26 protein-coding genes are annotated in these 25,780 nt (G+C 37.6%); 14 read left to right on the top strand and 12 right to left on the bottom strand.

Features of this window, described 5'->3' with window-relative positions:
• Positions 1-12: 12 nt before the first annotated feature.
• The 3 genes from AC52CF_RS07935 to AC52CF_RS07945 are packed head-to-tail and all read left to right on the top strand — an operon-like array spanning position 13 to position 2,202.
• Positions 13-1,179, top strand: a complete 1,167-nt coding sequence (locus AC52CF_RS07935) for a zinc-dependent alcohol dehydrogenase (RefSeq protein ID WP_496518034.1) — start codon at positions 13-15, stop codon at positions 1,177-1,179.
• Between the two features lie 30 nt (positions 1,180-1,209).
• Positions 1,210-2,016 carry an SDR family NAD(P)-dependent oxidoreductase gene (locus tag AC52CF_RS07940; RefSeq protein WP_375191167.1) on the top strand — a complete coding sequence of 269 codons (807 nt, stop codon included), beginning with the start codon at positions 1,210-1,212 and terminating at the stop codon, positions 2,014-2,016.
• A gap of 12 nt (positions 2,017-2,028) precedes the next feature.
• The gene (locus AC52CF_RS07945) at positions 2,029-2,202 is read left to right on the top strand and encodes a hypothetical protein (protein WP_290266238.1); all 174 of its coding nucleotides are present in this window, start codon (positions 2,029-2,031) and stop codon (positions 2,200-2,202) included.
• Between the two features lie 71 nt (positions 2,203-2,273).
• Here AC52CF_RS07945 and AC52CF_RS07950 read toward each other — a convergent pair whose 3' ends face one another.
• Positions 2,274-2,864: a Crp/Fnr family transcriptional regulator gene (locus AC52CF_RS07950; RefSeq protein ID WP_496518035.1), complete on the bottom strand. Its 591-nt coding sequence runs from the start codon at positions 2,862-2,864 to the stop codon at positions 2,274-2,276.
• A gap of 454 nt (positions 2,865-3,318) precedes the next feature.
• Between AC52CF_RS07950 and AC52CF_RS07955 the strand changes: the two genes are divergently transcribed.
• From AC52CF_RS07955 to AC52CF_RS07965, 3 genes are read left to right on the top strand one after another with little or no spacing between them, the layout of a single operon-like run.
• The gene (locus tag AC52CF_RS07955; RefSeq protein WP_496518036.1) at positions 3,319-3,528 is read left to right on the top strand and encodes a hypothetical protein; all 210 of its coding nucleotides are present in this window, start codon (positions 3,319-3,321) and stop codon (positions 3,526-3,528) included.
• A complete protein-coding gene (locus AC52CF_RS07960) occupies positions 3,521-4,345 on the top strand; it encodes a hypothetical protein (RefSeq protein WP_375181160.1) in 825 nt (274 codons plus the stop codon). The genes AC52CF_RS07955 and AC52CF_RS07960 overlap by 8 nt, the downstream gene beginning before the upstream one ends.
• A 16-nt stretch (positions 4,346-4,361) precedes the next feature.
• Positions 4,362-5,210: a cyanophycinase gene (locus AC52CF_RS07965; RefSeq protein ID WP_496518037.1), complete on the top strand. Its 849-nt coding sequence runs from the start codon at positions 4,362-4,364 to the stop codon at positions 5,208-5,210.
• Between the two features lie 49 nt (positions 5,211-5,259).
• On the opposite strand, the gene AC52CF_RS07970 is transcribed toward AC52CF_RS07965, so the two are convergent.
• Together AC52CF_RS07970 and AC52CF_RS07975 are read right to left on the bottom strand one after the other, a co-directional pair.
• Positions 5,260-5,868 carry a YciE/YciF ferroxidase family protein gene (locus tag AC52CF_RS07970; protein WP_496518038.1) on the bottom strand — a complete coding sequence of 203 codons (609 nt, stop codon included), beginning with the start codon at positions 5,866-5,868 and terminating at the stop codon, positions 5,260-5,262.
• A gap of 87 nt (positions 5,869-5,955) precedes the next feature.
• Positions 5,956-6,552: a Crp/Fnr family transcriptional regulator gene (locus AC52CF_RS07975; RefSeq protein ID WP_214590070.1), complete on the bottom strand. Its 597-nt coding sequence runs from the start codon at positions 6,550-6,552 to the stop codon at positions 5,956-5,958.
• 216 nt (positions 6,553-6,768) lie between these two features.
• On the opposite strand from AC52CF_RS07975, the gene AC52CF_RS07980 reads away from it, so the two are divergent.
• Entirely contained in the window at positions 6,769-7,536 is a 768-nt protein-coding gene (locus AC52CF_RS07980) for a succinate dehydrogenase/fumarate reductase iron-sulfur subunit (protein WP_336734324.1), read from the top strand.
• A gap of 243 nt (positions 7,537-7,779) precedes the next feature.
• Here AC52CF_RS07980 and AC52CF_RS07985 read toward each other — a convergent pair whose 3' ends face one another.
• The 8 genes from AC52CF_RS07985 to AC52CF_RS08020 all read right to left on the bottom strand — a co-directional run bounded on the left by AC52CF_RS07985 (position 7,780) and on the right by AC52CF_RS08020 (position 15,586).
• Positions 7,780-8,445: a MarR family winged helix-turn-helix transcriptional regulator gene (locus tag AC52CF_RS07985; protein ID WP_496518039.1), complete on the bottom strand. Its 666-nt coding sequence runs from the start codon at positions 8,443-8,445 to the stop codon at positions 7,780-7,782.
• Between the two features lie 110 nt (positions 8,446-8,555).
• Entirely contained in the window at positions 8,556-9,254 is a 699-nt protein-coding gene (locus AC52CF_RS07990) for an SDR family NAD(P)-dependent oxidoreductase (protein ID WP_214590067.1), read from the bottom strand.
• A gap of 205 nt (positions 9,255-9,459) precedes the next feature.
• Entirely contained in the window at positions 9,460-9,741 is a 282-nt protein-coding gene (locus tag AC52CF_RS07995; protein ID WP_214590066.1) for a TIGR03643 family protein, read from the bottom strand.
• Positions 9,742-9,909: 168 nt separating this feature from the next.
• Entirely contained in the window at positions 9,910-11,388 is a 1,479-nt protein-coding gene (locus tag AC52CF_RS08000; RefSeq protein WP_214590065.1) for a cryptochrome/photolyase family protein, read from the bottom strand.
• On the bottom strand, positions 11,373-12,671 hold the full coding sequence (locus AC52CF_RS08005) for a DASH family cryptochrome (RefSeq protein WP_214590064.1): 1,299 nt from the start codon (positions 12,669-12,671) through the stop codon (positions 11,373-11,375). The genes AC52CF_RS08000 and AC52CF_RS08005 overlap by 16 nt, the downstream gene beginning before the upstream one ends.
• Positions 12,623-12,778 (bottom strand): DUF2256 domain-containing protein, encoded by a 156-nt coding sequence (locus AC52CF_RS08010; RefSeq protein WP_143883645.1) that lies wholly within the window; start codon positions 12,776-12,778, stop codon positions 12,623-12,625. Before AC52CF_RS08010 ends, AC52CF_RS08005 begins: the two co-directional genes overlap by 49 nt.
• Positions 12,779-13,095: 317 nt before the next feature.
• The gene (locus tag AC52CF_RS08015) at positions 13,096-14,412 is read right to left on the bottom strand and encodes an ABC1 kinase family protein (RefSeq protein ID WP_214590063.1); all 1,317 of its coding nucleotides are present in this window, start codon (positions 14,410-14,412) and stop codon (positions 13,096-13,098) included.
• 514 nt (positions 14,413-14,926) lie between these two features.
• Positions 14,927-15,586: a TetR family transcriptional regulator C-terminal domain-containing protein gene (locus AC52CF_RS08020; protein WP_496518040.1), complete on the bottom strand. Its 660-nt coding sequence runs from the start codon at positions 15,584-15,586 to the stop codon at positions 14,927-14,929.
• Positions 15,587-15,683: 97 nt separating this feature from the next.
• On the opposite strand from AC52CF_RS08020, the gene ribA reads away from it, so the two are divergent.
• From ribA to pgl, 5 genes are all read left to right on the top strand, one after another.
• Positions 15,684-16,274, top strand: a complete 591-nt coding sequence (ribA, locus tag AC52CF_RS08025; RefSeq protein ID WP_087710699.1) for a GTP cyclohydrolase II — start codon at positions 15,684-15,686, stop codon at positions 16,272-16,274.
• 47 nt (positions 16,275-16,321) lie between these two features.
• On the top strand, positions 16,322-17,758 hold the full coding sequence (locus AC52CF_RS08030) for an SDR family oxidoreductase (RefSeq protein ID WP_214590061.1): 1,437 nt from the start codon (positions 16,322-16,324) through the stop codon (positions 17,756-17,758).
• A gap of 224 nt (positions 17,759-17,982) precedes the next feature.
• Entirely contained in the window at positions 17,983-19,401 is a 1,419-nt protein-coding gene (gnd, locus tag AC52CF_RS08035; RefSeq protein WP_214590060.1) for an NADP-dependent phosphogluconate dehydrogenase, read from the top strand.
• A 9-nt stretch (positions 19,402-19,410) separates the two neighbouring features.
• Complete coding sequence (zwf, locus tag AC52CF_RS08040) at positions 19,411-20,892, top strand: glucose-6-phosphate dehydrogenase (RefSeq protein ID WP_214590059.1); 1,482 nt, start codon at positions 19,411-19,413, stop codon at positions 20,890-20,892.
• A gap of 22 nt (positions 20,893-20,914) precedes the next feature.
• The gene (pgl, locus tag AC52CF_RS08045) at positions 20,915-21,625 is read left to right on the top strand and encodes a 6-phosphogluconolactonase (protein ID WP_214590058.1); all 711 of its coding nucleotides are present in this window, start codon (positions 20,915-20,917) and stop codon (positions 21,623-21,625) included.
• Between the two features lie 336 nt (positions 21,626-21,961).
• Here pgl and AC52CF_RS08050 read toward each other — a convergent pair whose 3' ends face one another.
• The gene (locus AC52CF_RS08050) at positions 21,962-23,497 is read right to left on the bottom strand and encodes a peroxidase, FMP-type (RefSeq protein WP_214590057.1); all 1,536 of its coding nucleotides are present in this window, start codon (positions 23,495-23,497) and stop codon (positions 21,962-21,964) included.
• Positions 23,498-23,742: 245 nt separating this feature from the next.
• On the opposite strand from AC52CF_RS08050, the gene AC52CF_RS08055 reads away from it, so the two are divergent.
• The gene (locus tag AC52CF_RS08055) at positions 23,743-24,621 is read left to right on the top strand and encodes a helix-turn-helix domain-containing protein (protein WP_214590056.1); all 879 of its coding nucleotides are present in this window, start codon (positions 23,743-23,745) and stop codon (positions 24,619-24,621) included.
• 90 nt (positions 24,622-24,711) lie between these two features.
• Positions 24,712-25,767 carry an alpha/beta hydrolase gene (locus AC52CF_RS08060; protein WP_214590055.1) on the top strand — a complete coding sequence of 352 codons (1,056 nt, stop codon included), beginning with the start codon at positions 24,712-24,714 and terminating at the stop codon, positions 25,765-25,767.
• Positions 25,768-25,780: the final 13 nt, after the last annotated feature.

Raw genomic sequence — 25,780 nt, forward strand, 5'->3', positions numbered from 1 at the left:
AAATAGTAAAATATGAAAGCAGCAGTTATTCATTCGCCGGGAAATATCACCTGCGATACAGTGGATGATCCTATTATCAAAGACCAGAACGACATTATTTTAAGAGTAACTTCCACAGCGATCTGCGGAAGCGATCTTCATATGTATTCGGGAGGAATTCCTCAGGCAAGACCCATGGTTATGGGGCACGAGTTTATGGGGATTGTAGAAGAAGTCGGAAAAAACATTACCAGTTTAAGAGTAGGAGACAGAGTGGTCGTTCCGTTTCCTATCTCCTGTGGAAGCTGTTTTTTTTGTCAGCACGATCTTCCCACCGCCTGCGAACACAGCAATCCCGAACATTACGGTCCGGAAGGAGGAATTGTTACGGAAAAAGGAGGAGCGCTTTTCGGATACTCAGATCTTTACGGAGGGTACGACGGCGGACAGGTGCAGTACGTGAGAGTTCCTTACGCTCATGTGGGACCGAGAAAAGTTCCTGAAAACCTAAGCGATGAACAGGTTTTATTCCTTACGGATATTTTTCCTACAGGTTACACCGGAGTACTTTGGGGAGAACTGAAAGGAGGAGAAACGGTGGCGATTTTCGGCGCAGGTCCTGTAGGCTCCATGTCTGCAAAAAGTGCCATCCTGCACAATGCCAGAAAAGTGATCGTTATAGATACCCAGCAATACCGTTTAAATCAGATTAAAAACATTACAGGCTGCGATACAATTCTCTGGGAAGACGCAAAAGATGTCATCCGGCAGATTAGAGATATGACAGAAGGACGGGGTGCGGATGTCTGCATTGATGCAGTAGGATTTGAGCCCGACAGAAATTTACTGGACAGAGCCAAAGCGGTTTTAAACCTTGAAAAAGGTTCTGTTAAAGTGCTTGAAGCTTGTATGAGTGCCGTAAGAAGAGGTGGAATTGTTTCTGTTTTGGGAGTTTATCCCGTGAACTACGATAATTTCAAATTAGGACAGATTTTCGATAAAGGAATTACAATAAAGGCAGGACAGTGTAACGTTCATGCGATTATTGATGATCTTATGGATCATGTTCAGAGCGGTCGGGTTGTTCTCGATGATATCATTACGCACCGTCTGTCTCTTACCGAAGTTGCCAAAGGCTACGAAATTTTCGATAAAAAAGAAGATGGCTGTGTAAAAGTGGTTCTTGATCCATGGAAATAATTAAAATCATCAATCTTTAAATCACTTAAAATGAATATGAAAAACCAATATGCCTTAATAACCGGCGCAACCAGCGGAATCGGTTACGAACTGGCAAAAATTTTCGCTAAAAACGGCTACGATCTCGTAATTGTTGCCCGAAATTATGACGAGCTGAAAAAGAAAGCCGCAGAACTGAAAAGCTTTGGAGTAAATGTAATCACCATAGCTAAAAACCTTTTTAATCAGGAAGATGCGTATTCTTTGTATTCTGAACTGAAGCTGAACGGAATAAGCCCTGAAATTCTTGTAAATGACGCAGGACAGGGAGTGTACGGAAAATTTCAGGAAACCGATATTCACCGTGAAGTAGACATCATCAATCTGAATATTGTCTCCGTAATTATTTTAACCAAATTATTCTTAAAAGACCGTTTACAGAAAGGTTCAGGAAGAATTTTGAATCTTGCTTCCATCGCGAGTAAAGCTCCCGGACCTTGGCATTCTGTATATCACGGTACAAAAGCCTTTGTTTTATCTTGGTCTGAAGCCATAAGAGAAGAGCTGAAAGATTCGGGGATTACCGTAACAGCACTTTTGCCGGGACCTACTGACACAGATTTTTTCAACAAAGCAGATATGAACGAAAGTAAAATTCTGGATGATCCCGATAATCTTGCCTCACCCGAAGACGTAGCAATGGATGGGTTTAATGCTTTAATGAAAGGAGAAGACAAAGTAATTTCAGGATTGAAAAATAAACCCTCTGTTGCCATGACGAATATAACAACAGATCAAATGGCGGCTCACAGAATGTCGGAAATGCAAAAACCTTCAAGCGAAAATAAAAACAATTAAACTGAAACTTTTATGAAATCAATTGCCACCATACTATTGGGAATTTTTTGCGGTTTTGTTTCCCTGTCCTGCAGATGCGATCCGGATCAGGACGATCCCAAAGAAAACACAGAAACCAATGCCGAAAATAAAATTTTAAATAAGCACTATACAGAATCCGATTCTGCTGTTGTAACCCAAAAATAGAGCCTGAATTTCAGGCTCTATTTTCATTATTTAATCAATAGTAATTGTGAATACTCTGAAAGATGTAAAAATTAATAAAATATTTTTCGGTTTTCAATTCTTAACTGATGGTTGTCATGCATTTTTTTAATCGTTCTGATCACCGTTTCCACACGAAGTCCCGTTAAATTGGCAAGCTGTTGTCTCGTAAGAGGAACCTGAAAAGAATATTTATCTCCCGATTCACCTTTCAGGCTTTCCATAACGGTTTTTATTTTGTACGATGGATCCGGCGAAGAAATATTAAAAAGCATGATGTACTTATCATACAGTCTGTCTGCAAGACATTTGAACATTTTTGCGGAAACTTCAGGATTCTGATTCAGAAGGCTGAAAAAATCATTCTTGGGAAGTTTAAAAATCCTGCAGGCTGTTTTCGCAGTCGCATTGGTGGGATAAACTTTATCATCAAATAAAAAAGATTCTCCCAGACTCTGTCCATCCGATAATATATTCTGGGTAAACTCTTTTCCGTCTTCATGGTAATTATTCAGTTCCACGGTGCCGCTGTCTATCTGAAAATAATATTTGGGCAAATTTCCTTCATGAAAAACGGTTTCGTTTACATTGTACATCTCATAGATTGCACCATATGCTAACAATAAATCTTCACTAATTATCATATATTGAATTTTAATGTTAAAAAAATGAATATTTAAGCTTTATTATTTCTTAAATAATTACAAATAGCAAACCATAACAGGAAATATTTACAATAAAAAATACCACATTTATGGGAAATATTGTGAGTTTTCTTCAATTTAAATCATCAATTATGAGAGAGATCATAAAATATCACAGGAAGTCCTTATTATCTTTGAATAAGCATACTTTATCATTTTTGCACTTATTCTAAACAGGCTTCCCGATTCGGGAAGCTTTTTTAATTAACGTAAGCTCGGCGTAAAAACAATTAAATCTCTGTAAATCTGATTTTCAGAATAAGCAAAAGTCACCAATGGCAAACAAAACCTTTGGCGTATGGTTAAATAAAAAGTTTAATGAGACTTATTGTGACCTGCATCATAATTTTTTCGTTTTCCGATCCTTAAGTTTGATAATCAAATCCAGATTAATATGAAAAATTTAGCATCACTTATCTTTATGTTATGCATTTTGTCGTCGTGCACAAAATCCGAAACGCAGTATACAGATCAGAACAATAAGAAAGAAACGGTAAATGATAAAGCTTCGGATACTATTCAGACACTGAATGAAGTTTCAGATACGGCAAATACGGCAAATACCGCGAAAGACAGAACCCATGTGAAAACGGATAATGAATAAGGGAACATTCGCCCATCCGAAAGGCAGACTCATCATTGCCGGCGGGAAAGTTCAGAAAGAAGTTCATGATACTGAAGAGTTTTTCCCGATCAGAGAAGTATTAAAGTTATTGTACGGTCAAAAAGATGAGGAAATTGCAGTGATTATATTTTCACAGGATTTGGAACCGAAAGAAAAAATTTCTGAATTACTTTCAGATCATGGATTTGCAGATATTTTATTTATTGATCCTGAAAATTATCAACATGAGCATCTGTTAAAGCTTTCTTCTGCGAAAGCAGTTTTTCTCACCGGAAACAAAACGGAACTTTGTGAAAACTTTAAAAAGTCATCCCTTTCAGAAATTGTATACCAAAAATACTGTACGGAAGAAGATTTTACACTGGCAGGAACCGATGATATTGCAATGTTTATCCCCAGAATTACCGTAAGCCCCTCTTTTGGAGAAGAAGGTCTGAACTTTATCAGCAACTGTATTATAGATAATCAGTTTGCGCACGGTTTGCGCTTCAGAAATCTGGTGAAAGCGGTTATACAACATCAGGAATGTTTAGGTTTCGGAATTGGAAAGCAAATGATCCTGATTATTGAAAAAGGCTACAGGATTTCATGCATCGGTAATGGCTCCGTAATGGTTGTTAACGCTAAAAACGTTAAAAAAAGAAGACTGAAAAAAGGAGCTTCCGTGTATATGAAAAATCTTAAAGGACATATTCTGATTCCGGGATCTGTTCTTAATCTGCACAATGGGAAAATCATGAATGAACAGATATTCGATTATAATTTAAATTTTACAAACAGAAATATCATTATTTAATTAAAAGACCTGAACTATGATTCCAAAAGGACGATTATTAATTATAGGCGGTAAAGAAGACAAAGACGGAAACGAGCCTGAAATAGAGAAAAAGAATAATAATTTTTCGCCCAATGAGATTCTTAAACTATTGGTGAAATCCAAAGATGACCGCATTGAAGTTATTACCGCTGCAAGCACAGAGCCGGAAGGAATGCGCGATACCTATACTAAAACTTTCGATGAGATAGGATTTACAAATTTTGATTTTCTTGATATCTGCGACGATCAGGTACATTCTGATTATCATCTGAAAAGGTTAGAGGAGGCGAAGACGGTTTTCTTTACGGGAGGAGATCAGAACAGAATCTTTGAGACTCTTCAGCAGTCGGTTTTAACGGATCTCCTGAAAAAGAAATACTTTGAAGAAGAAGATTTTATGATCGCAGGGACAAGTGCGGGAGCGATGTGTATGCCTAAAACTGCCATTCTTGAAGCAGTAAATGGTGAAGCAATTCTGGAACATGATATCGAACTGGTTTCCGGACTGGGTTTTATTGAAAACTGCATTATTGATACCCACTTTGTGCATCGTGCGAGATTCGGGAGGCTGGCTCATGCCGTTATTCTTCATCAGGAATGTTGGGGAATTGGTCTGGGAGAAGATACCGCGCTGATTATTAAAGAAGGCTGCAAGGCAGTCTGCCGCGGATCCGGATCGGCGTGGATCATTAATGCAAGAGAAATCGGAAAAACCAATACTTCGGTGGTTCAAAAAGGATTTCCTGTGTATGCTGAAAATCTGAGAGTTCATATTTTAACAGACAACTGCACTCTTGATTTCAGTACCAATACTTTTAAAGGAACATCTACCGGAAATCAATAAAAAAAGGAAACTGCTTTGGTTTCCTTTTCTTATCATGAAAATGTTTTTTTTATAATGCCTTGCTGTTGAGATTGGTATCTGCAACTTTTGTAAGCAGTTCATCACATTTCTTTTCTTCTTCCAGAGTACTTAGAAGATGCTTCATACAGTCTTTTTCTTCCAGTACTTTTGCAAATGCCGCCAGAGTTCCGTAGGTTGCGATTTCGTAATGTTCCACTTTCTGTGCTGCGGCAATAATTCCGGCATCTCTTACAGGTCCCGGTTCCGTTTCTTCAATAATGCTTTTTCCCTCATCCAGTAAACCCTGCATAGCGTCACATTTTTTAGCCTGAGCTTTTTTACCCAAAGCTTTGAAGCATTCCTCCAGTCTTTCAACATGCCCTTCAGTTTCAATAATGTGGTTTTCTATTGCTTTTTTCAGCTTTTCGTGAGTTGCATTTTTCATCATCACAGGCAATGCTTTCAGCAGGGCTTTTTCTGCCCAGTAAATATCTTTCAGAGAATCTTCAAAAAGATCCTTGAGTTCTTTTGCTGCATTTTTCTTTGCAGGTGTTTTGGCAGTTGCCTTTGTTGAGGTTTTCGCATTGGATTTGGCTGCTGTTTTAGCCGGTGTTGTTTTTTTAGCAGGCGCTTTTTTAGTTGCGGTCTTCGTTTCCATAATATAATATTTTAGTGTTTGGCTGCTGAGGTTTCTGCAACTATAAGACCATTTTTAACCAAAGTACCGAACTGTGGTATCTAAAATTCAGACATGAATTTTTCTGTTGATGATTTTCAGATATTTTTCTTTTTCCAGCCTTTTCACTGCTCTTACGACGGTTTCCACTCTTAAAGCGGTTATAGCAGCAATTTGCTGTCGGGTAAACGGGACTTCATAAGAATATTTCGACTGATCTTCATAAAAGCTTTTATGATAATCCAGTACGCCTACAATCCGGGTATCCGGTCGGAGAGAAGAATTATTTTCCAGCATGATGTATTTATAGTAAAGCCTTTCCGATAAAAATTTATTGATATCCCTCGAAATTTCAGGATTGTCGTCCAGCATTTTTATAAATCTTTTTTTAGGAAGCTTCAGAATAGTACATTTTTCAAAAGTTACAGCATTTACAGGATAGGTCTGGTCTATAAACAAAAGAAGTTCACAAACGCTCAGTCCTCTGTCCAGAATAGCAAGAATAAGTTCCCTTCCCTCATCGTTGTAATGGTTCAGCTTTATTCTTCCTTCCACCACCTGATAATAATATTGAGGTTTATCTCCTTCATTAAAAATGGTGTGATGGCGCCCGAAAGTTTCTTCTTCTGCACCGTAATCGAGTAAAAGTTCTTCTGATATAAGCATATATAAGGTTTTAGATGTAATGAATTTGTTGAAGTAAGCTGAATTAAATGTAGAAGTAAAAAAATTATACCAATATGACTGAGATCATAATTTTACTTTTCTTGTCTAAGAATTTTAATACCGAAAAATTTTCTCTCTGTATCTAAAGAATTATGATGAGCATCATAAAATAAAGATCGCTTTTCGCCTAATTTTAATTTTACTAAATCAAAAATAATGACGCTGAGAAAAAATCTGAATCTTACTTTAAAAATCTGGAGACAGAAAAACAGAAAGGTTAAAGGAAAATTTGAAATCTATAAAATTTCGGATATTTCCACAGACTCTTCTTTTTTAGAAATGCTGGATATTCTTAATGAAAAACTGATTAGCGAAAATAAAGAACCGGTAGCCTTTGACCACGACTGTCGGGAAGGAATCTGCGGAATGTGTTCGCTGTACATTAACGGAAGAGCGCATGGACCCGATACAGGAATTACGACCTGTCAGCTTCACATGAGAATGTTTAAAGACGGAGAAACCATCGTTATTGAACCCTGGAGAAGTATTGCCTTTCCCGTGATTAAAGATCTGATTACAGACCGGAGCGCTTTCGACCGGATTATGGCTGCAGGAGGATTTATTTCCGTCAATACTTTAGGAAATACACTTGATGCCAATGCAGTTGCAGTTCCTAAAGAAGATGCCGACAAAGCAATGGATGCCGCTTCGTGTATAAGTTGTGGTGCCTGTGTTGCGTGCTGTCCGAACGGAGCTGCAATGCTTTTTGTGGGAGCCAAGGTTTCTCATTTTGCATTGCTCCCGCAGGGAAGAACAGAAGCCAAAAGAAGGGTTCTGAATATGGTTAAGGCAATGGATGAGGAAGGCTTCGGAAACTGTTCCGTAATCGGAGCCTGTGAAGTAGAATGTCCTAAAAATATTTCGCTGGATAATATCGCAAGGATGAACCGCGAATACATGTCCGCATGGCTTGATAAAAAATAACCTGCCATCAGTTTTTATCCGTTCGTTTAAAACTTTCAGACTTTTTGCTGTTTGAAAGTTTTAAACGAAACCTTTGATATAGATCTGAAGATTATAGACTTGTATCAACTTAATAACTGTAATCATCAATCCTTGTTAAAAATCTTTGATTTCTTGCACCTTGAAGATTTTAAGCAATAAAAAAATCCTGTGTCTTTGCTTTTTCCAACAGAAATATTTTATTTGAAAAAGCTTAAACAAACTCTATTTCTGATCTCTGTTGTAAGCTATCAGATCCATTACTTTCACAATATCTTCATTTCGGTATTCAGAGTACACATGAGAATGGAAGTCATTCAGTTTTCGCAGCAGCTCAAGAAGTTCTGCTTTTTCCTTATTTTCCAGTTTACCGGCAAGAATTCTGGAGGTCATGTTCACTTTTTCAACAGAACGGTGGAAGTAATCTTCCCCTTTCGCCGTAATGTTGAGGCGTTTGCTTCTTTTGTCTTCGCTGTCGTTTTTCTCTTCAATTAAGCCATATTCAAGAAGACGTTTGATGATCTGCGTTCCTGTCTGTTTCTCGTGCCCGTTTCGTTCAATAAGCTGAATTTTGGTAAGATTCGGCTCATCTTTCAATCGGTAGAGATAGGTAAATTCTTCATTGGCAAGTTCAGGGAAATCATTGAGACCCTTTCGGATCAGTTGTTTAGAATATCGTCCCAGAAGCAGAACCTGTTTGCAGATTTCATTCTCTGTGAACGAAACCTGATGCTGTTCATTTTTAAAAAGCTTGGTCGGACTCTCTTTTCTGTATTTTTTATCATTCAGCCACAACCGGAAATCTTCGACTGTAGAGTTAGGTCTGTAAGCATCGGAGTTTTCAAATTCTTTAACCTGATGAAGCAGATCAATGAAAAAGTCGGTATTCATAATGCAAATTTAATCTAAGTATTTTTAATAATGTAACAATTTAATAGTCTGGAGATGTATCAATGTATAAAGTCATAACTCCAAAACTCAAAAACCCTCAAACTCTCCAACTAAAGTTTCACACTTCCCATTCCGCCATCGATTCCGAAAATCTGTCCTGTAATCCACGAAGATTTATCTGAAACTAAAAATGCCGTCATTTCCGCGATTTCTTCCGCAGTTCCCACTCTTTGTAACGGATGTCTTTTCGCAGAGGCTTCTCTTTTCTCAGGCGTAGCCAAAAGCTGTGATGCTAAATTCGTGTCCGTTAAAGAAGGTGCAATCGCATTCACCCTGATTTTCTGTGCCGAAAATTCTGCCGCCAGACTTTTCGTAAGACCTTCCACCGCATTTTTACTCGCCGCAATCGAAGCGTGAAAAGTCATTCCCAGTTTTGCCGCCACGGAACTGAAAAGCACAACAGAGGCACTTTCCGACTTTTTAAGATTCGGCAATAGTTTCTGAATAATTTTTACCGCTCCCAAAACATTAATTTCAAAATCATTCTTAAAATCATCTACAGAAAGTCGGTTAAAAGGTTTCAGATTAATACTTCCCGGCGCATAAACCAATCCGTCCACAATTTCCGGAAAACTGATTTCATCTAAATTTCCCGAAAGAATATCCATTGTGTGGAATTCAATATTCGGATGATTCAGTTCAGGATTTTCCGTTCTGGAAATTCCAATGATTTTGTGTTGTTCTGAAAGGATTTTTGCTGTTGCTAATCCAATTCCTTTTCCGCAACCGATAATGACGATATTTTTCATAATTTTTATTTTTTTGAACACGAGGTTCACAAGGTTTTTATTTTGAGACACTTCGACAAGCTCATTGTGACATCTCTAATACTATTCACTTAATAATCTGAATTGTCGGACTAAGCTTATTAAAGTCTTTATTCACAAAGCTTTTTTGCTCTTTGATAAAACTTATCTTCAGACAATTCTTTTGTGCCTTTTGCGGTTAAATCAACTACCTTTTTGAGATTTTATTATTGCTGATAACTCTTTGTCTGCTGCATTTAAAGCGATCGATTTTTTCACTTCTTTTCTTCAGGTGTTTCTGGCTTACTCCCGAATTCACTCTTTTTCTCCAAAGCTTAAAGCTCGATTCCTTCAGTTCCGAACGCATCAGTTCAATCACTTCCGATTCACTGATTCCGAACTGAAATTGTATCGCTTCAAACGGCGTTCTGTCTTCCCACGCCATTTCTATGATTCTGTCGATTTCTTGTATGTTGAGGTTTTTATTCATTTTTTTTGATTTTTAACGCAAAGTCCGCAAAGATTTTTCTTTAAAATTTTGAAAATATTTTTTGTTCGCAAAGGCGTTTCACTCAGCAAAGTCTTTTTATAGAATCTTTTTTGCTCTTTTGAAAACTTTTTACCAATCAATTCTTTTGTGTCTTTTGTGGTTAAAAAATCATTTCAAATTTCCCATAACTTCCTTCGCTGTTTTAAAATGCTGTTTTCGTTTTTCTTCCGGCATTTTCTCCAATGTTCTCAGCATCATTCCCAACCTTGGATTTTTAGCAAAAAAATCTTTGTTGTCATTGATGAAATTCCAAAATAATGCATCCCATTGTTCCGCCCATTCTCCATCGGGATAATCGCTCATTTTTTTGATGTAATTGCTTCCGCTGATGTACGGTTTCGTGCTCATCTTTCCGCCGTCAGAAAAACTGCTCATTCCATACACATTCGGAACCATTACCCAGTCGTAGGAATCGATGAACATTTCCATAAACCATTGATAGACTTCATCCGGATCGAACTGAACAAGATTCATAAAATTGGCAAAAATCATCAGTCGTTCGATGTGATGCGCATAACCTGTTTTCAGGATTTTCTGAAGCGAACTGTCAATCGGGCGGATTCCTGTTTTGGCAGTGTAGAAAGACTCCGGAAGTTTTTTGTTGTGTTTCCAGTAATTTTTATTCCGCTGATAAGTTCCCTGATAAACATAAACCCCGCGAACAAATTCTCTCCAACCCAGAATCTGGCGGACAAAACCTTCCAGAGAATTCACCGGAATACCGTTGTCTTTTGCAAATAAAATCGCTTTTTCCAGCACATTTTCAGGTGTTAAAAGTCCGACATTCATTAACGGAGAAAGCACGCTGTGATGCAGAAAATATTCTTTTTCAACAATACTGTCCTCGTAAACGCCAAATTCGAGAAAACGGTTTTCGAGAAACTGTTCCAGCCACTGTTCCGCTTCCTTAAAAGTAGTCGGGTAGAGCTGTTCATCTGTAAGAATTCCGTAATTCCCCGCAAAATGCTTTTCGGTGTATTGTTTTGCTTCCTCGTAAAATTCATTGTTTTTCGGAAAATGAATCGCGGGCGCTTTTTTATTTTTCGGATATTTTTTCCGGTTTTCGGTGTCGTACGTCCATTTTCCGCCCAAAGGTTTTCCTGCTTTCATCAGGATATTTCGGGTAATTCTCTGCTGCTTATAAAAATCAGTCTGATGATAGGCTTTTTTACCTTCAAAATAATCTTTCAGGTCTTCTTTGCTGTTGATGAAAAGCGGACTATCTAAAATTTCGAGTTCTAATTTCGTTTCCTTTAATCTTTTTTCCAGCCAGTTGTCGCAAACATCCGTTGTTTTTATTGTTGTAAAATTTTCTTTTTCAAGCTTCGGAATTAAATTTCGGATGTCTGAATATTTGGATGAACCTTCTATATATTCAACTTCAAAACCTGACTTTTTTAGTTCATTTTCATAAAACTTCATTGTCGTACGGTGAAACGCAATCTTCTGTTGATGGAATGAATACTGTTTAAAAAACAAGAATTCCTCTATCAAAAATACAGGCTGACTTTTATCCAGATAATCCGTATCCTCGAAAAGCTGATGCGGAAAAATCAATTGGGCGGTATGTTTTACTGCTTTAGCCATAATTTTCTGAATTCTTGGTTAGAATCATACATTTCTGCCTGTTTTTCTGGGTTAAAAGTCCGGTCACGATTGTCATTTCCGACTCCGGCAAGATACATCCAGTTGCCATAATTGCTGTGAACATCATAATCAATCAGCATTTCTTCAAAATACGCCGCTCCGATTCTCCAATCCTGTTTCAGAATTTTGCAGAAGTAGGAAGCCACATTTTGACGACCGCGATTGCTCATCCAGCCTGTATTTTTCAGTTCAAGCATATTCGCATTCACGAAATCGGAATCCGTTTCTCCATCCTTCCATTTTTGAATCAATGTTTTATTGTTTTCCGCGAAATATTTTTGATGATTGATTCCGCTTTTCCAGAAAATCAAATCTTTATACTGTAAAGAAACATATCTGAAAAAATCCCTCCAAAGCAATTCAAAAATCAACCAATACGTTGAATCATTGGCTCCGAATTCCTCCTCATATTTTTTTATTTCGTAGTAAATGGTTACCGCAGAAAGACTTCCATCTGACAGCCAAGCGGAAAACTTTGAACTGTAATCTGTTCCCACCAAACCGTTTCGGGTTTGTTTATATTGACTCAGATTTTGCGTTTCCGAGAAATAATGATGCAATCTTTTCAATGCTTCATTTTCTCCGCCTGAAAATGGAAAAGCTGTTCTTTCATCTGTTTCAAAATCTTCAAAACCGAGCGATTTTAATGAAATGGTATCACTTTTAAAATGAATTTCCGGTTTATCGTACATCAAATCTTCCGATTCAAATTCAGGGCGGATCAGCAGATTTTTTTCAATTTTCTGCCGGAACGCGGTAAAAAGCATCGGAATTTTATCCAAAGTTTTAAAAACAAAAAGCGGATGAACAAGAAATTGAGAATACGATTTTTCCCAAACGGCAGCCGGAACCACACTTCGGATTTTTGTCTGAAGATCGGTTTCCTCTTTTGTCCATTCTTCCTGACAGAAAATCTTCACGATTTCAAATTCCTCGGAAATGTCTTTAAAAACGTCTTCCGTTTTGCCGTATTTGACTATAAAAGGAATCTTCTGTTTCGCTAAATTTCGGTTTAAATCTTCCACACTTTCCAGCAAAAATTTTGCACGGTATTTTCCGATTTTTCTTGAACCGAACTGTTTTTGAGCAAAAAATTCAGAGTCAAAAACATACATTGCAAGAAACGGCAAATCTTCCTGCATCACTTTGTATAAGGATTCTGAATCTCTCGTTCTCAAATCTTTGGTGAACCAGAGGATGTTGATTTTTTGTTTTTCCGGCATCTTTCGCTGCAATATTTTACTTCGTCCCAGTTTTTCTTCCACTTTTTGCGCCAGTTGAAGGGCAGTCCGCAGACTTCACAGATTTTGGACGGTAATTGTGAAGGCATAATTTTTATATTAAACTTTAATTCAAATACAATTGTAATATTAACAGGTCGCTCCTACGGAGCTTCCTTTTTACGGCTTTCTATTTTCTATTAACAGTCAATTCCTACGGAATTTTATAATGCTCCGATAGGAGCTGACTATTAATAGCTAACATTTTTATTTTTAGAAGATGAGAGCTCCGTAGGAGCGACCTGTTAATGATCCATTTATTCCAAAAAAAATCGTTTCAAACCTTTTTTGTTCTTTGAACAATTTAAATTCATCAAAATCTTTTGTGAATTTTGGCTCCGTCGAATCTTCGATTTGTGGTTAAATATCACTTATAATAATTTTTAAAATTATTAATCGCTACATCTTTCGCTTTCAGATCGTGCATCATATTATACAGTCCGAAAAACGTACGGTTCAGGTAAATAAAATGTCGGGAACCGCGGTTGGTGTTCATTCCTTTCATATCACTTGCTTTCGCATATTTTTGTCCCAAATCGGCAATCTCCTGAAAGAATGATTCGTCTGAAAAATCGAATTTTTCCTGATTAAATGGTCTTGTAAACAATTCAAGCAATTCGTAGAATAATTTGGCAAAAAACTCCTTTTCCTGTAGCGAATCTTCTTCACGCAAAATTTCCAGCGTAAATAATTTCTCACGGAAAATCTCAGGGTTTTTTAAATTTTCTTCTTTTGCCAGTTCAAAATAAGGAATATAAAAATCTTCCGGAATCTCTTTGATACAGCCAAAATCGATAACCAATAATTCCTTGTTTTCCGAAATCAGGAAATTTCCCGGGTGCGGATCGGCATGAACTTTTTTTAGGATATGCATCTGATACATATAAAAGTCCCAAAGCATCTGTCCGATTTTGTTCAAATCTTCCTGAGAATTCTGCTTTTTGGTAAATTCCGAAAAATGAATTCCGGACATCCAGTCCATTGTGATGATTTTCTCACACGAAAATTCCGGATAATAATGCGGAAAATTTACATTCGGAAGATGACTGCATTCTTCTGCAAAGTGTTGACTTCTTTTCAGTTCCAGATTATAATCTGTTTCCTCAAATAGTTTGTCTTCCACTTCCTGAAAATAAGATTCCGAACCTTCCTTTTTGATGTTGAACATTTTCATCGCAATCGGTTTTACCATTTTAAGGTCGCTCGAAATACTTTCTCTTACGCCGGGATACTGGATTTTAACCGCCAGTTTCTTGCCGTCTTTTTTTGCAGTATGAACCTGTCCGATACTCGCGGCATTAACCGATTCGGCGGAAAATTCATCAAAAATATCTTCAGGATTTTTCCCGAAATATTTTCTGAATGTTTTCTTCACCAAAGCACCCGACAATGGCGGAACCGAAAACTGTGAAAGCGAAAATTTCTCCACATATTCCACCGGAAGAATGTTTTTTTCCATACTCAGCATTTGGGCAACTTTCAGCGCGGAACCTTTTAATTCTTTTAGTGAGTCGTAGATGTCTGTTGCATTATCCTCATTCAGGATTTTGCGGGCTTCATCTTCATCTTTCGTGATTTTATTTCCGTAATATTTCAGGTAATTGACACCGACTTTTGCTCCTGCTTTAAGCAGGCTGCTTGTCCGTTCTAATTTTCCTGTAGGAATTTTATCTAATGTTTTCATTTTTAAATTTTGTTTGTCAAATGTTTTTAACGCAATGTCGCAATGATTTTTTTAATTGCTAACTGTTTTAAGTTCGCAACGGTGCTTCGACAAGCTCAGCATAACTATTCATTTCTTAAGCTCCTTTAGGAGCTTTATCTGTGTAGAAAAAGGATATATTTCCCATTTTGGAGCACTCCGTAGGAGTGCTATTTTTAATTCATCTTTGAATTTTCAGATTGAACTCCTACGGAGTTCTCTTCAACACAATTATTCGTAATTTCTACACAGATTCCGCACCTACGGAGCGTAACATCCTTCTATCTATTTTCTTTCATTTTTCGCAGCCGAAGTGCTTCATTTTTTTATTTTTAATTCTTGAGTCGGTAAATCTCGCAGCCCGACCTGAACGTAGCTCTTTTTGTAAATTAATGGCTGAGGAATCAAAGTCATTGGTTTGCAAAAAAGCGGGAGTGGAGGGCGGAAATAGCTGCCCAAATAAAAAATAGCTTTATTTGAAGCCAAAAGCCATTCATCAACTCATTTTAAACTTTTCCTTCCAAAGAAACTTTCCAAGGTCGAAAACTTTTCTTAACGGTTCATTATCCATTAATTCAAAACCGGTGTCAATGGTTTTTTCGATGAAAATATCGGTTTTTTCAAAATCGGGAGAAGTGTCTTTTTTCCAGAAATCAATGGCGGAAATCAAATGGAGCCAAAGTGCTTCCTGTCTTGATTTTTCGTTGAATTTTCGGATGTCTTCCTTCGCTTTTTCAATCATTTCCCATTCGTTGAAGTTGAGCGTATTGACAAATTGTTTGTGGGTTTCCCTAAGATTCTGAAGGGTTTTAATGTTCTGGATTTTATTGCTTCCTAAAATAGATAAAACTAAAGAACGGTTCATCGTCATATTTTCAAAGAAAATATAATATACATTCAGGAGTTTTTCTTTGGTTGTCACTTCGCTCGAAGAATTCACTTCCGAAGCGAGTTCCAGAGATTTCGTGAAAAGATGATTCAATATTTCTTTTTCAATCTGCTCGAATCCTGAGAAATAATGATAAAACTCTTTCTCCTCAAAATTATTTTCTTTCGCAAAAAGGTAAACGTTTTTCGGTTTTTCTCCGTGATTCAAAAGATAATCTCCGTATAATTCAAATAATTTTTCCTGCGTGATATTGGCTTGTTCTTGCATAATAGAATTTATTTATTGACAAATTTAGTAAATAAATTTACATTTAATTAAAATAAAGTATAAATTTGTACTATATAGACCATTTAATTTTTGAATTATGTTGACAATACAGGCACAATCGAATATACCTACAGATTTTGGAATGTTTACTGTTTATGCGTTCTCAGAACACGAAGAAGACTGGAATCCGCACTTGGTTTGGGTGGCAGAAAATACAGATTTCAGCAAAACGGTGAATGTCCGTTTTCACTCGGAATGCATCACAGGTGAGATTTTTCATTCTAAAAAATGTGAATGCGGACAGCAATTAGACGCTGCAATGAAATATATGTCGGAAAACGGAGGAATGATTATTTATCTTCGACAGGAAGGTCGTAATATCGGAATCATCAATAAGTTAAGAGCATATGCGCTTCAGGAAAAAGGTTTTGATACGGTGGAAGCCAATTTAAAGCTGGGTTTGCCCGCAGACGGAAGAAATTTTGATGTGGCAGTTGAAATGCTTAAGATTCTGAATGTGAAAGAAATTAATCTGCTGACGAACAATCCGGATAAGCTTAAATCTCTGGAAAACAGTGGAATTATTCTGAATCATAGAGTTCCTTTGGAAATAGAATCTAACGAGGTTAACGAAAGTTATCTTTCAAAAAAGAAAGATTATTTTGGACATCTCTTAGAAAAGGTATAATTTTCTCATTACGCTGAAAATAATTTCCATTCACCAAAACCAATCTTATGAAAAAAATTCTGCTAACCGGAGCCACCGGATACATCGGGAAACGAATGATTAACGTAATCGCTGCACAAGGTTATCAGGTAATCTGCTGCTGCAGAGATAAAAACCGTTTTTCCAAAAGTGTGGACATAGACGACGCTCAGATTGAAGTGGTGGAAGTGGATTTTCTGAAATCTGAAACATTGGAAAATATTCCAAAGGATATTTCCGGAGCGTATTACCTTATGCATTCGATGAGTAACAGCAACGATTATGCAGAAATTGAAAGACAATGCGCCGTTAATTTTTCAAATTATATTGAAAAAACTGATTGCAAACACATCATTTATCTTTCGGGTCTGGCAAATGAAAAAGAATTATCACAACATTTAAGTTCAAGATTTGAAGTTGAAAAAATCCTGATGAAATGTAAAGTTCCGGCAACCGTTTTAAGAGCGGGAATTATCATTGGTTCAGGAAGTGCATCTTTCGAAATCATCAGAGATCTGGTGGAAAAATTACCGGTGATGGTGGCTCCGAAATGGCTCCACACAAAATGTCAGCCGATAGGAATTGCCAATGTTCTGGATTTTCTAATCTTTACTTTATTTAAAGAACAGGCGTATCACAGAAATTTTGACATTGGCTGTGATAATGTTTTGACCTACAAAGAAATGCTTTTGGAGTTTGCTAAAATCAGAGGACTGAAAAGAAAGATTTTTACCGTTCCTGTAATGACTCCGAAATTGTCTTCATACTGGCTCTATTTTATTACTTCAACATCTTATAATTTAGCTTCTGCATTGGTCGGAAGCATGAAGATTGAAGTCATCTGCAGACCGGAAAGCCTTGCGGAAATTAAACATATTACCGGAGTTCAGCCTTTTTCTTATGATACGGCTTTAAGAAGAACGCTGGCTAAAATTCAGGACAACGAAATTGCCTCAAGCTGGAAGGACAGTTTTATCAGCAGCAGAAGCGATTCCACCCTGAAAGATTATCTCGATGTACCAAAGTACGGCTGCTTTGTAGATTTAAGAACTGAAGAATATGATGACCGTGAAAAATGTCTCTACAGAGTTTTTTCTTTGGGTGGCGCAAACGGATGGTACGGTCAAAGTCTCTGGAAGATCCGTGGTTTTATGGATTTATTGGTTGGCGGACCGGGATTGAGACGCGGCAGAACGCATCCCGATAAACTTCATGAAGGCGATGCACTGGATTTCTGGCGTGTTCTATATGCCAACAAAGAAGAAGGAAAACTCATTCTCTTCGCTGAAATGAAGCTTCCCGGAGAAGCGTGGTTAATGTTTAAAGTCTACAAGGGTAAACTTTGGCAAAAAGCGGTTTTTCGACCTCATGGATTAACCGGAAGATTATATTGGTATTCTGTTTTGCCGTTTCACGGGATTATTTTTAAAGGAATGGTGAGAAGACTGGCAGGAAAAATTTCTTGATTTCAAATATATCCGATTATTTTTTGAGAATTGGCAACGCAGATATGTGTTGCCGGTTTTTTATCGAACAGGATAAACAATTGAGGATGATATTTTTAAGCAAGTTTTAAAATTCACCTTAAACATCAGATAGAAAATTTTTATGAATCATATTTCGGTATCACTTTCATAATGCTTAATTTTAAAGCTTTAAACGTTTAAACATTCACTAATACATCATCATAATGGAAAAATACAGTTATGGTATGATCGGACTGGGAGTTATGGGGAGAAATCTCCTGTACAACATCGCCGATCACGGATTTTCTATTGCAGGATTTGATCTTGATCATGAAAAAATAAAAGATTTGGAAGAACAGAAAACTTCCGGTATGAATATCAAAGGAATACCTTCTCTGGAAGATTTTGTATCGCAGCTGGAAACACCGCGAAAAATTATTCTGATGGTTCCTGCCGGAAAACCGGTAGATGCGGTATTAGAAAATCTTAAACCGATTCTAAGTGAAGGAGATATCGTAATAGATGCCGGAAATTCTTATTTCAAAGATACCGACCGACGTGTGGCAGATCTGGCTTCCAAAAAACTTCATTTTATGGGAATGGGAGTTTCGGGAGGTGAAAAAGGAGCGAGAACGGGACCAAGTATTATGCCGGGCGGAGATCAGGAAGCTTTTGGACTTTTACAGCCGATGCTCGAAGCCATTGCAGCCAAAGTAGATGGCGATGCGTGTACAGCCTATATGGGAAAAGGTTCTGCCGGAAATTATGTAAAAATGGTTCACAACGGGATTGAATATGCCATTATGCAGCTCATCAGCGAAGCGTATGATTTACTGAGAAAAGGAGCAAAGCTTACAAATGATGAGCTTTATGAAGTGTTTAAAGAATGGAATAACGGAGAGATGAATTCTTTCCTGATCGAAATTACAAGAGACATTTTCCAGCAGAAAGATTCTTTAACCGATGGTTATCTTGTTGATCAGATTTTAGATAAAGCAGGTGCTAAAGGAACCGGAAAATGGACTTCCGAACAGGCAATGGAAATCGGCGTTTCAATTCCGACGATTGATATTGCAGTAACTTCCAGAATTTTATCAGCTTATAAAGACGAAAGAATAAAAGCTTCTCAACTGTATTCTCACAGTGAAGTTGTAACTCCAGAGAACAAAGAAATTTTCATTAAAGAAGTGGGAGAGGCTCTGTATTTGTCTACACTAATCAGCTATGCACAAGGTCTGGCTTTACTCGTAAAGGCTTCTGAAGAATATCAGTTTGAAATTCCTCTGAAAGATGTGGTAAAAATCTGGAGAGGAGGATGCATTATCCGTTCGGTTTTACTGGAGAAATTCTACACTGCTTATACAAAAAATCCTCAGCTTTCTAATATTCTGCTTGATGAAAATATCGCAGCTATCGTTAAAGAAAAGGTTTCTTCATTGAGAAAAACAGCAGCTTTTGCAGTTTCAAACGGTATTTCAAGCTTAGGACTTCAGACGGCTTTAGGATATTTTGATGCCTATACTACAGAATCTCTTCCGGTGAACCTGATTCAGGCGCAGAGGGATTATTTCGGAGCGCACACTTACCAGAGAACCGACAGAGAGGGAGTTTTTCATACCAACTGGGAAAGTTTTAATCATTAAAATTAAGAAATGAGCGAAAATAAAGTTTTGCAGCCAACAACAATTATCATTTTTGGCGCAACAGGAGATTTAGCAAAAAGAAAACTTTTTCCTGCTTTTTACAATCTTTATATTGATGGAAGAATGCCGAAAGGCTTCAATATCATTGCTTTGGGAAGAGCAGATAATTCTGACGAATATTTCAAAAATTACATCAGAGAAAACCTGAACAGCTTTTCCAGAAAAAAAGTAACTTCAGAAGACTGGGCGGGATTTCAGGCACATATCACCTATTTTCAGCATCAGCTTGATGAAGAAAATTCCTATAAAAATCTTAATCAGAAGCTGGAAAGTTTTGATAAAGTCTACGGAACAAGAGGAAACAGACTTTTTTACCTTTCAATAGGTCCTAATTTTGTCGCTACTATTTCCAATCATATCAAAAATGCATCGCTGGCTTCAGATCCTAAAAAAGACCGTATTATTATCGAAAAACCTTTCGGACACGATAAACAGTCTGCGATTGAACTGAACAGCCTTTTGGCAGATGCTTTTGAAGAAGAGCAGATCTACAGAATCGATCATTATCTTGGAAAAGAAACTGTACAGAATATTCTTGCCTTCAGATTCGGAAATGCTATTTTTGAACCTTTATGGGATCGTAAACATATTGAATCTGTACAGATTACGGTAGCGGAGGAAGTAGGAGTGGAAACCAGAGGAAGCTTCTACGAGCAGACCGGTGCGCTCAGAGATATGGTTCAGAATCATCTTTTGCAGATTCTCTGTATGGTGGCAATGGAACCGCCTGCTTCACTGGAATCCGGAGAGATCAGGGATCGTAAAGTAGATGTCTTAAAATCTATCCGAAGAATTCCTGCGGAAAAAGTAGACCATTATGCCGTGAGAGGACAGTACGGAAAAGGAACGGTAAATGGCGAAAAAGCAAAAGGTTACAGACAGGAAGAAGGAATTGCACCGGATTCTAACACAGAAACTTTTGCCGCCGTAAAATTTTATCTGGATAACGAAAGATGGCAGGATGTTCCTTTCTACGTAAGGACAGGGAAAAAGATGAAAGAAAAACATTCTTACATCACCATTCAGTTTAAGCCGCTTCCGCATTCTACGTTTTCAGAAAGTTTACAGCATTTGTCTGCCAATAGACTGATTATCAATATTCAGCCTTTAATGGATATCAGACTGCAGTTTATGGCAAAAAAGCCGGGACTTTCTCTGGTTTTAAAACCTGTGGAAATGATTTTTGATAATTTTGCCTGTCAGGAAGACACTCCGGAAGCGTACGAAACCTTATTGCTGGATGCTCTTTTAGGAGATTTAACACTCTTTATGCGTTCCGATCAGGTAGAAGAAGCATGGGATGTGGTGAAAACCATTCAGGAAGCGTGGGCAAATGAAAAAGATACTTCTTTCCCGAATTATGAAGCCGGAAGCTGGGGTCCGGAAGAAAGTACGGCTCTGGTAGAAAGACAGGGGCATCACTGGGTTTAAAATTTAATAAAGAAAAGTAAAAATGAAGATTACCGTATTTAACGATTTAGATACATTATATAAAAAATCCGCAGATCGATTTGTAGATTTGGCTGAAAAGTCCATTAAAAATCACGGTCGTTTTGTAGTGGCACTAAGCGGAGGTTCTTCTCCGAAAGCTATCTTTAAACTTTTGGCTTCCGAGGAATATGCAGATAAAATAGAGTGGAGCAAAGTCTTTTTTTTCTGGGTAGACGAAAGATGGGTTCCGCTGAATGACGAGAAAAGCAATGCTAAAATGACATTCGATACCCTTCTCGATCATGTTTCCGTAACTAAAGATCACATTTTCCCGATGTATAAAGACGGAGTTTCTGCAGAAGAATTTGCTGCGGAATATGAAAATCAGATCAGAAATGTTCTGGGAAATGACGGACGTTTTGATTTTATTCTGTTGGGAATGGGAGACGACGGACATACAGCATCACTGTTTCCGGGAGAAAAAGTGCTTTGGGAAAAAGAAAAGTGGGTGGATGCGTATTACCTGAAACCTCAGGAAATGTTCAGAATCACTCTTACAGCTCCCGTCATCAACAACGCAGAAAATATTCTGATTGTTACCTTTGGAGAAAACAAAAAACACGCTCTGAATGAAGTTTTGAACGGAGTTTATAATCCGGAACAATATCCGATGCAGCTTATTGAAAAAAGAGATTGTGTAGAACTTTTCACAGACGAAAAAGCAAAAGGGTAATCATTAAGTTTAAACTTGTTTAAGCTCTTTATTTGAACCACAAAAAAGGACAAAAGATTGAGCTGCTGTAGTTAAAGTTAATAAAGATTTTTAAAGTTTTTTAAAACAAAAATATTCTTGTTGGAAAATGCAAAGACGCAAGATTTCTATTAGTCTCAAATCTTTAAGGCGCAAGAAAATCAAAGATTTTCAATAAAGAATTGATGTTTAATTTTATCGTAGATAAAATCTTTTCTGGTTAAATTAATAATTGTTTAAATAGGTATCGCATATATTAAGCAGCGACGGCACTTGTGCCGTCGCTGCTTTCTTTAAAACCATAGTATAAATATTTACTTACCCTTTATGATACGGACAGCCTGATGTCACAGCCGGAGCATTTAAGGATATATTTTGCGAAGCTTTTGTTCCTTCAAAAAACTGCTCTTCTATAATTTTTCTCTGATCTTCAGGAATATCCTCCAGTTTTCGCAGCGTGTTCACCTGAATATGCGGCCAGCTTGTCGTTCCGCCGTCATCTCCGAAATGGAATTCAAAAAGAATAATCTGCTCATACTGAAGCTGAAGAATCTCTCTTCCGTTTTCTACCACGGTTTCAATCCACATTCTGAAATTTACCTCTACGGTTGGAACAAAACGGTTTACGAAAGGAACATTTAAGATCCCGCCTTGTGCGCCGGTCTTATTTTTGGAAGACATCTGAAGAAAAACATAATTCTTAACTTCCTGTCCGCTGAGTGTATCTCTCAGTCTCAGATCCGGTCTTACGGAATAAGGATAAAGATCGTGTGCAAGAATTCTCTGCGTGTAAATTTTATTTTCTCCCGGATCATTTTGGTCATTCAGCGTTTCGTGAACCCACGCCGGAGCGGGCTCATCCAGATTGATAGGATGGGTTTCACTCGCTCCTGCTCCTCCCATCGTTGGCGAAACAGAAAGGAAATCATAATTCCATGCCTTATCGCCTTCCGGAAACTGCGGAGCTCCCTGTATAAGATAATTGGATTGGGAAGGCACGATATCGCCCAGTAAAGTAATCGTGCTTCCGTGAGGAATCACTCCGCTTCGCGAAATAGAATAATCGGGAATAAAATACGGTCCGCGATTACCGGCTCCCGGTTTCAGTTCTTTTGCCGGAATGATCTCATAATATTCCTGATCTTCCTTCAGTTCGCTCATCAGAATATACTGAGGATTTCCGTTTTCATCTTTTACCTGCACCAAAGGTTCGTTTCTGTATTCGCCTTTGTACCCGTAGTTTTTGTAATCTTCCTCATCAAAAGCATGAATTCCGCGGTCTCTTTCTATAGATTCTTTTGTGGCTGCGTGATTGTAGACATCACTCAGCCAGAGATACATCCCGTTTTCTTCATGAATAGGCGTGTACAGCAAATCCGGATTATCTTTTTGGGTATTCACACTTTTAATGCTCTGCTCATACTTTACAGCACCGCAGAACAGCTCATTTGCACCGCCCCGGTTACGCACACCTCCCGGAACAAGAGAAAAAACCAGTTTTTCAATGTATTCTTCACATTCGAAGCTGAATTTTCCCGGAATTGTTCCCGAATTGGTTCCCGGCGAAGGCATAATCGTGGTATGAACGCCGCTTCCGTTCATTATTCTGTCGATATTTTTATTGTAATCGGCGTTGTAGCTCACCCAGGTTCCTTCCAGTGCTTTTAAAATTCCGTAATCCACATTATCTGCAATCTGGTTCAGGTCTTTTTCTCTGAAAGGAATCAGCGGATCATCAATCGTAAGTTTAGAATAGCCTTTCATAAGATTCTCCAGAAATCCCTGAGAACTGTCTGCTGTAGTTCTTAGAAACAGGCTTTCCTGCTCAATACTTTCTTTTTGTCTTTTCAGCATGGTAATTTCGTTTTTATAATGGTTAGTATTTCTGATTCTGAAAATTATTCAAACTTCAAAATAGAGGTCTGAATCTTTTCGGAATCGTCAGTTTTATGCATCCAAAATTAATGAGTTTAAGAAACAAAAAACTCAGTAGTTTTACTTAATTGTGCAGGGTGAACAGAATATTCCGTACTTTAAAAATTCAACGATAAATTGTAAATACATATTTTTCATTTGTTTGAATTTCTTAACTTTGAAGCATGAAAGACAAAGTAAAAAGAACCGTTTCGGATTTTAACAGTGAACTGAAATTAAAAGGATTCCGTGCTTTTCAGATAGAGCAGGATACCAATGAAACCCGTACTTACAGCCGTAAAGAATTCTACAAAATTTGTCTTACTACCGGTAAAAGCAAAATTCATTATTCAGATAAAACCTTTGAGCAGGAAGGAACCATACTGTTTTTCGGAAACCCGCATATTCCGTATTCCTGGGAAACTATTTCTTCAACTTATGCAGGCTATACCATTCTTTTTTCTGAAGAGTTTTTTAAAAATTCCGAACGTTCAGAAAGTCTTCAACAGTCTTCATTTTTTAAGATCGGAGGAACTCCTGTTCTGAAAATCACCGAAGAACAGAGAGATTTTCTCAACACCCTGTTTCAAAAAATGATTGCCGAGCAGGAAAGCGATTACCTTTATAAAGATGAGCTGATCCGAAATTACATCAGTCTTATTATCCATGAATCTTTAAAGCTTGAGCCTGCTGAAAATATAGATCATAATCAAAATGCGGCATTCAGATTAACTTCCGTCTTTTTAGAATTGCTGGAAAGACAATTCCCGATTGAAACAACAGATCATCCGCTGCAGTTGAAATCTGCTCAGGAATTTGCGAAAAGCCTTAATGTTCACGTTAACTATCTTAACCGTTCTGTAAAGGAAATCACCGGGAAATCCACCACATCGCATATCACCGAAAGAATTCTTACCGAAGCGAAAGCTCTTTTGCAGCACACCGACTGGAATATTTCTGAAATTGCCTTTGCATTGAGGTTTGATTATCCTACTTATTTCAACAATTTTTTTAAAAAACAGACCGGAACCAATCCGAAAGCTTTCAGATCTGCTGAAGTTTGATTTTCTTAATTTTTGGTTTGATTATCATTACCTGCTGCACTGCTGCGGTTTCTAATTTTGTACCATCAATTTTTAATTTAAAATGCGGATATGAAAATAGTAACAACTGCGGTGGTTTTGTCCTGTATGCTCATCGGGCAGACCTTTGCACAAAAGAATCAAACCAATCAGAAAAAAATGAATGCAACGGAACAAAAAGAACATTACACGTTCACCCTGAGCGATAAAGTGGTAAGAAAGAAAGTCAGCTTTAAAAACCGTTACGGAATTGTACTTTCAGGAGATTATTATCTTCCTAAAAATAAAGAAAATGAAAAGCTTCCTGCTTTGGCGATCAGCGGACCTTTCGGAGCAGTGAAAGAACAGTCTTCGGGCTTATACGCGAATCAGATGGCAGAAAAAGGGTTTGCGGTAATTGCATTTGATCCTTCTTATACCGGCGAAAGCGGAGGAGAACCGAGAAACATTGCTTCTTCGGACATCAATACGGAAGATTTCAGCGCGGCAGTAGATTTTCTGGGTTTACAGAAGAATGTTGACCGGGATAAAATCGGGATCATCGGAATCTGCGGTTTCGGAGGATTTGTACTGAATGCAACTGCCATAGACAAAAGGGTAAAAGCGGTTGCCACAACAAGTATGTATGATATGCCCCGCGTTTCTTCAAAAGGATATTACGATAAAATGACTCAGGAAGAGCGGGATAAAATTTTAAAAGAAATGAGCCTGCAGCGATGGAAAGATGCTGAAAAAGGCAGTCCTGAATATGGAAACAGCCCTAACCCAAATGTTCTGAAAGGTGATGAACCACAGTTTGTAAAAGATTATTTTGATTATTATAAAACGCCGAGAGGATTTCACGAACGCTCTGTAAATTCAAATCAGGCATGGACGAAAACAAATGGTTTTTCTCTGATGAATATCCCGATTTTAGCCTATGTGAAGGAAATTTCTCCAAGACCGCTTCTTTTGATTGCCGGAGAAAATGCCCACTCCAGATATTTTTCTGAAGATGTTTATAAAATGGCTGCAGAACCTAAGGAATTAATGATTATTCCTAATGCAGTTCATGTTGATCTGTACGATAAAACGGACATTATCCCTTTTGATAAACTCGAAAGTTTTTTCAGAACATATTTGAAATAATTGAACGATCCGC

This window comes from Chryseobacterium sp. 2P (assembly GCF_059579425.1).

What these genes read in the sequence shown, in the direction of transcription:
- AC52CF_RS07935 (WP_496518034.1), top strand. Translation starts at nt 13, where the DNA reads ATGAAAGCAGCAGTTATTCATTCGCCGGGAAATATCACCTGCGATACA.
- AC52CF_RS07940 (WP_375191167.1), top strand. Translation starts at nt 1,210, where the DNA reads ATGAATATGAAAAACCAATATGCCTTAATAACCGGCGCAACCAGCGGA.
- AC52CF_RS07945 (WP_290266238.1), top strand. Translation starts at nt 2,029, where the DNA reads ATGAAATCAATTGCCACCATACTATTGGGAATTTTTTGCGGTTTTGTT.
- AC52CF_RS07950 (WP_496518035.1), bottom strand. Translation starts at nt 2,864, where the DNA reads ATGATAATTAGTGAAGATTTATTGTTAGCATATGGTGCAATCTATGAG.
- AC52CF_RS07955 (WP_496518036.1), top strand. Translation starts at nt 3,319, where the DNA reads ATGAAAAATTTAGCATCACTTATCTTTATGTTATGCATTTTGTCGTCG.
- AC52CF_RS07960 (WP_375181160.1), top strand. Translation starts at nt 3,521, where the DNA reads ATGAATAAGGGAACATTCGCCCATCCGAAAGGCAGACTCATCATTGCC.
- AC52CF_RS07965 (WP_496518037.1), top strand. Translation starts at nt 4,362, where the DNA reads ATGATTCCAAAAGGACGATTATTAATTATAGGCGGTAAAGAAGACAAA.
- AC52CF_RS07970 (WP_496518038.1), bottom strand. Translation starts at nt 5,868, where the DNA reads ATGGAAACGAAGACCGCAACTAAAAAAGCGCCTGCTAAAAAAACAACA.
- AC52CF_RS07975 (WP_214590070.1), bottom strand. Translation starts at nt 6,552, where the DNA reads ATGCTTATATCAGAAGAACTTTTACTCGATTACGGTGCAGAAGAAGAA.
- AC52CF_RS07980 (WP_336734324.1), top strand. Translation starts at nt 6,769, where the DNA reads ATGACGCTGAGAAAAAATCTGAATCTTACTTTAAAAATCTGGAGACAG.
- AC52CF_RS07985 (WP_496518039.1), bottom strand. Translation starts at nt 8,445, where the DNA reads ATGAATACCGACTTTTTCATTGATCTGCTTCATCAGGTTAAAGAATTT.
- AC52CF_RS07990 (WP_214590067.1), bottom strand. Translation starts at nt 9,254, where the DNA reads ATGAAAAATATCGTCATTATCGGTTGCGGAAAAGGAATTGGATTAGCA.
- AC52CF_RS07995 (WP_214590066.1), bottom strand. Translation starts at nt 9,741, where the DNA reads ATGAATAAAAACCTCAACATACAAGAAATCGACAGAATCATAGAAATG.
- AC52CF_RS08000 (WP_214590065.1), bottom strand. Translation starts at nt 11,388, where the DNA reads ATGGCTAAAGCAGTAAAACATACCGCCCAATTGATTTTTCCGCATCAG.
- AC52CF_RS08005 (WP_214590064.1), bottom strand. Translation starts at nt 12,671, where the DNA reads ATGCCGGAAAAACAAAAAATCAACATCCTCTGGTTCACCAAAGATTTG.
- AC52CF_RS08010 (WP_143883645.1), bottom strand. Translation starts at nt 12,778, where the DNA reads ATGCCTTCACAATTACCGTCCAAAATCTGTGAAGTCTGCGGACTGCCC.
- AC52CF_RS08015 (WP_214590063.1), bottom strand. Translation starts at nt 14,412, where the DNA reads ATGAAAACATTAGATAAAATTCCTACAGGAAAATTAGAACGGACAAGC.
- AC52CF_RS08020 (WP_496518040.1), bottom strand. Translation starts at nt 15,586, where the DNA reads ATGCAAGAACAAGCCAATATCACGCAGGAAAAATTATTTGAATTATAC.
- ribA (WP_087710699.1), top strand. Translation starts at nt 15,684, where the DNA reads ATGTTGACAATACAGGCACAATCGAATATACCTACAGATTTTGGAATG.
- AC52CF_RS08030 (WP_214590061.1), top strand. Translation starts at nt 16,322, where the DNA reads ATGAAAAAAATTCTGCTAACCGGAGCCACCGGATACATCGGGAAACGA.
- gnd (WP_214590060.1), top strand. Translation starts at nt 17,983, where the DNA reads ATGGAAAAATACAGTTATGGTATGATCGGACTGGGAGTTATGGGGAGA.
- zwf (WP_214590059.1), top strand. Translation starts at nt 19,411, where the DNA reads ATGAGCGAAAATAAAGTTTTGCAGCCAACAACAATTATCATTTTTGGC.
- pgl (WP_214590058.1), top strand. Translation starts at nt 20,915, where the DNA reads ATGAAGATTACCGTATTTAACGATTTAGATACATTATATAAAAAATCC.
- AC52CF_RS08050 (WP_214590057.1), bottom strand. Translation starts at nt 23,497, where the DNA reads ATGCTGAAAAGACAAAAAGAAAGTATTGAGCAGGAAAGCCTGTTTCTA.
- AC52CF_RS08055 (WP_214590056.1), top strand. Translation starts at nt 23,743, where the DNA reads ATGAAAGACAAAGTAAAAAGAACCGTTTCGGATTTTAACAGTGAACTG.
- AC52CF_RS08060 (WP_214590055.1), top strand. Translation starts at nt 24,712, where the DNA reads ATGAAAATAGTAACAACTGCGGTGGTTTTGTCCTGTATGCTCATCGGG.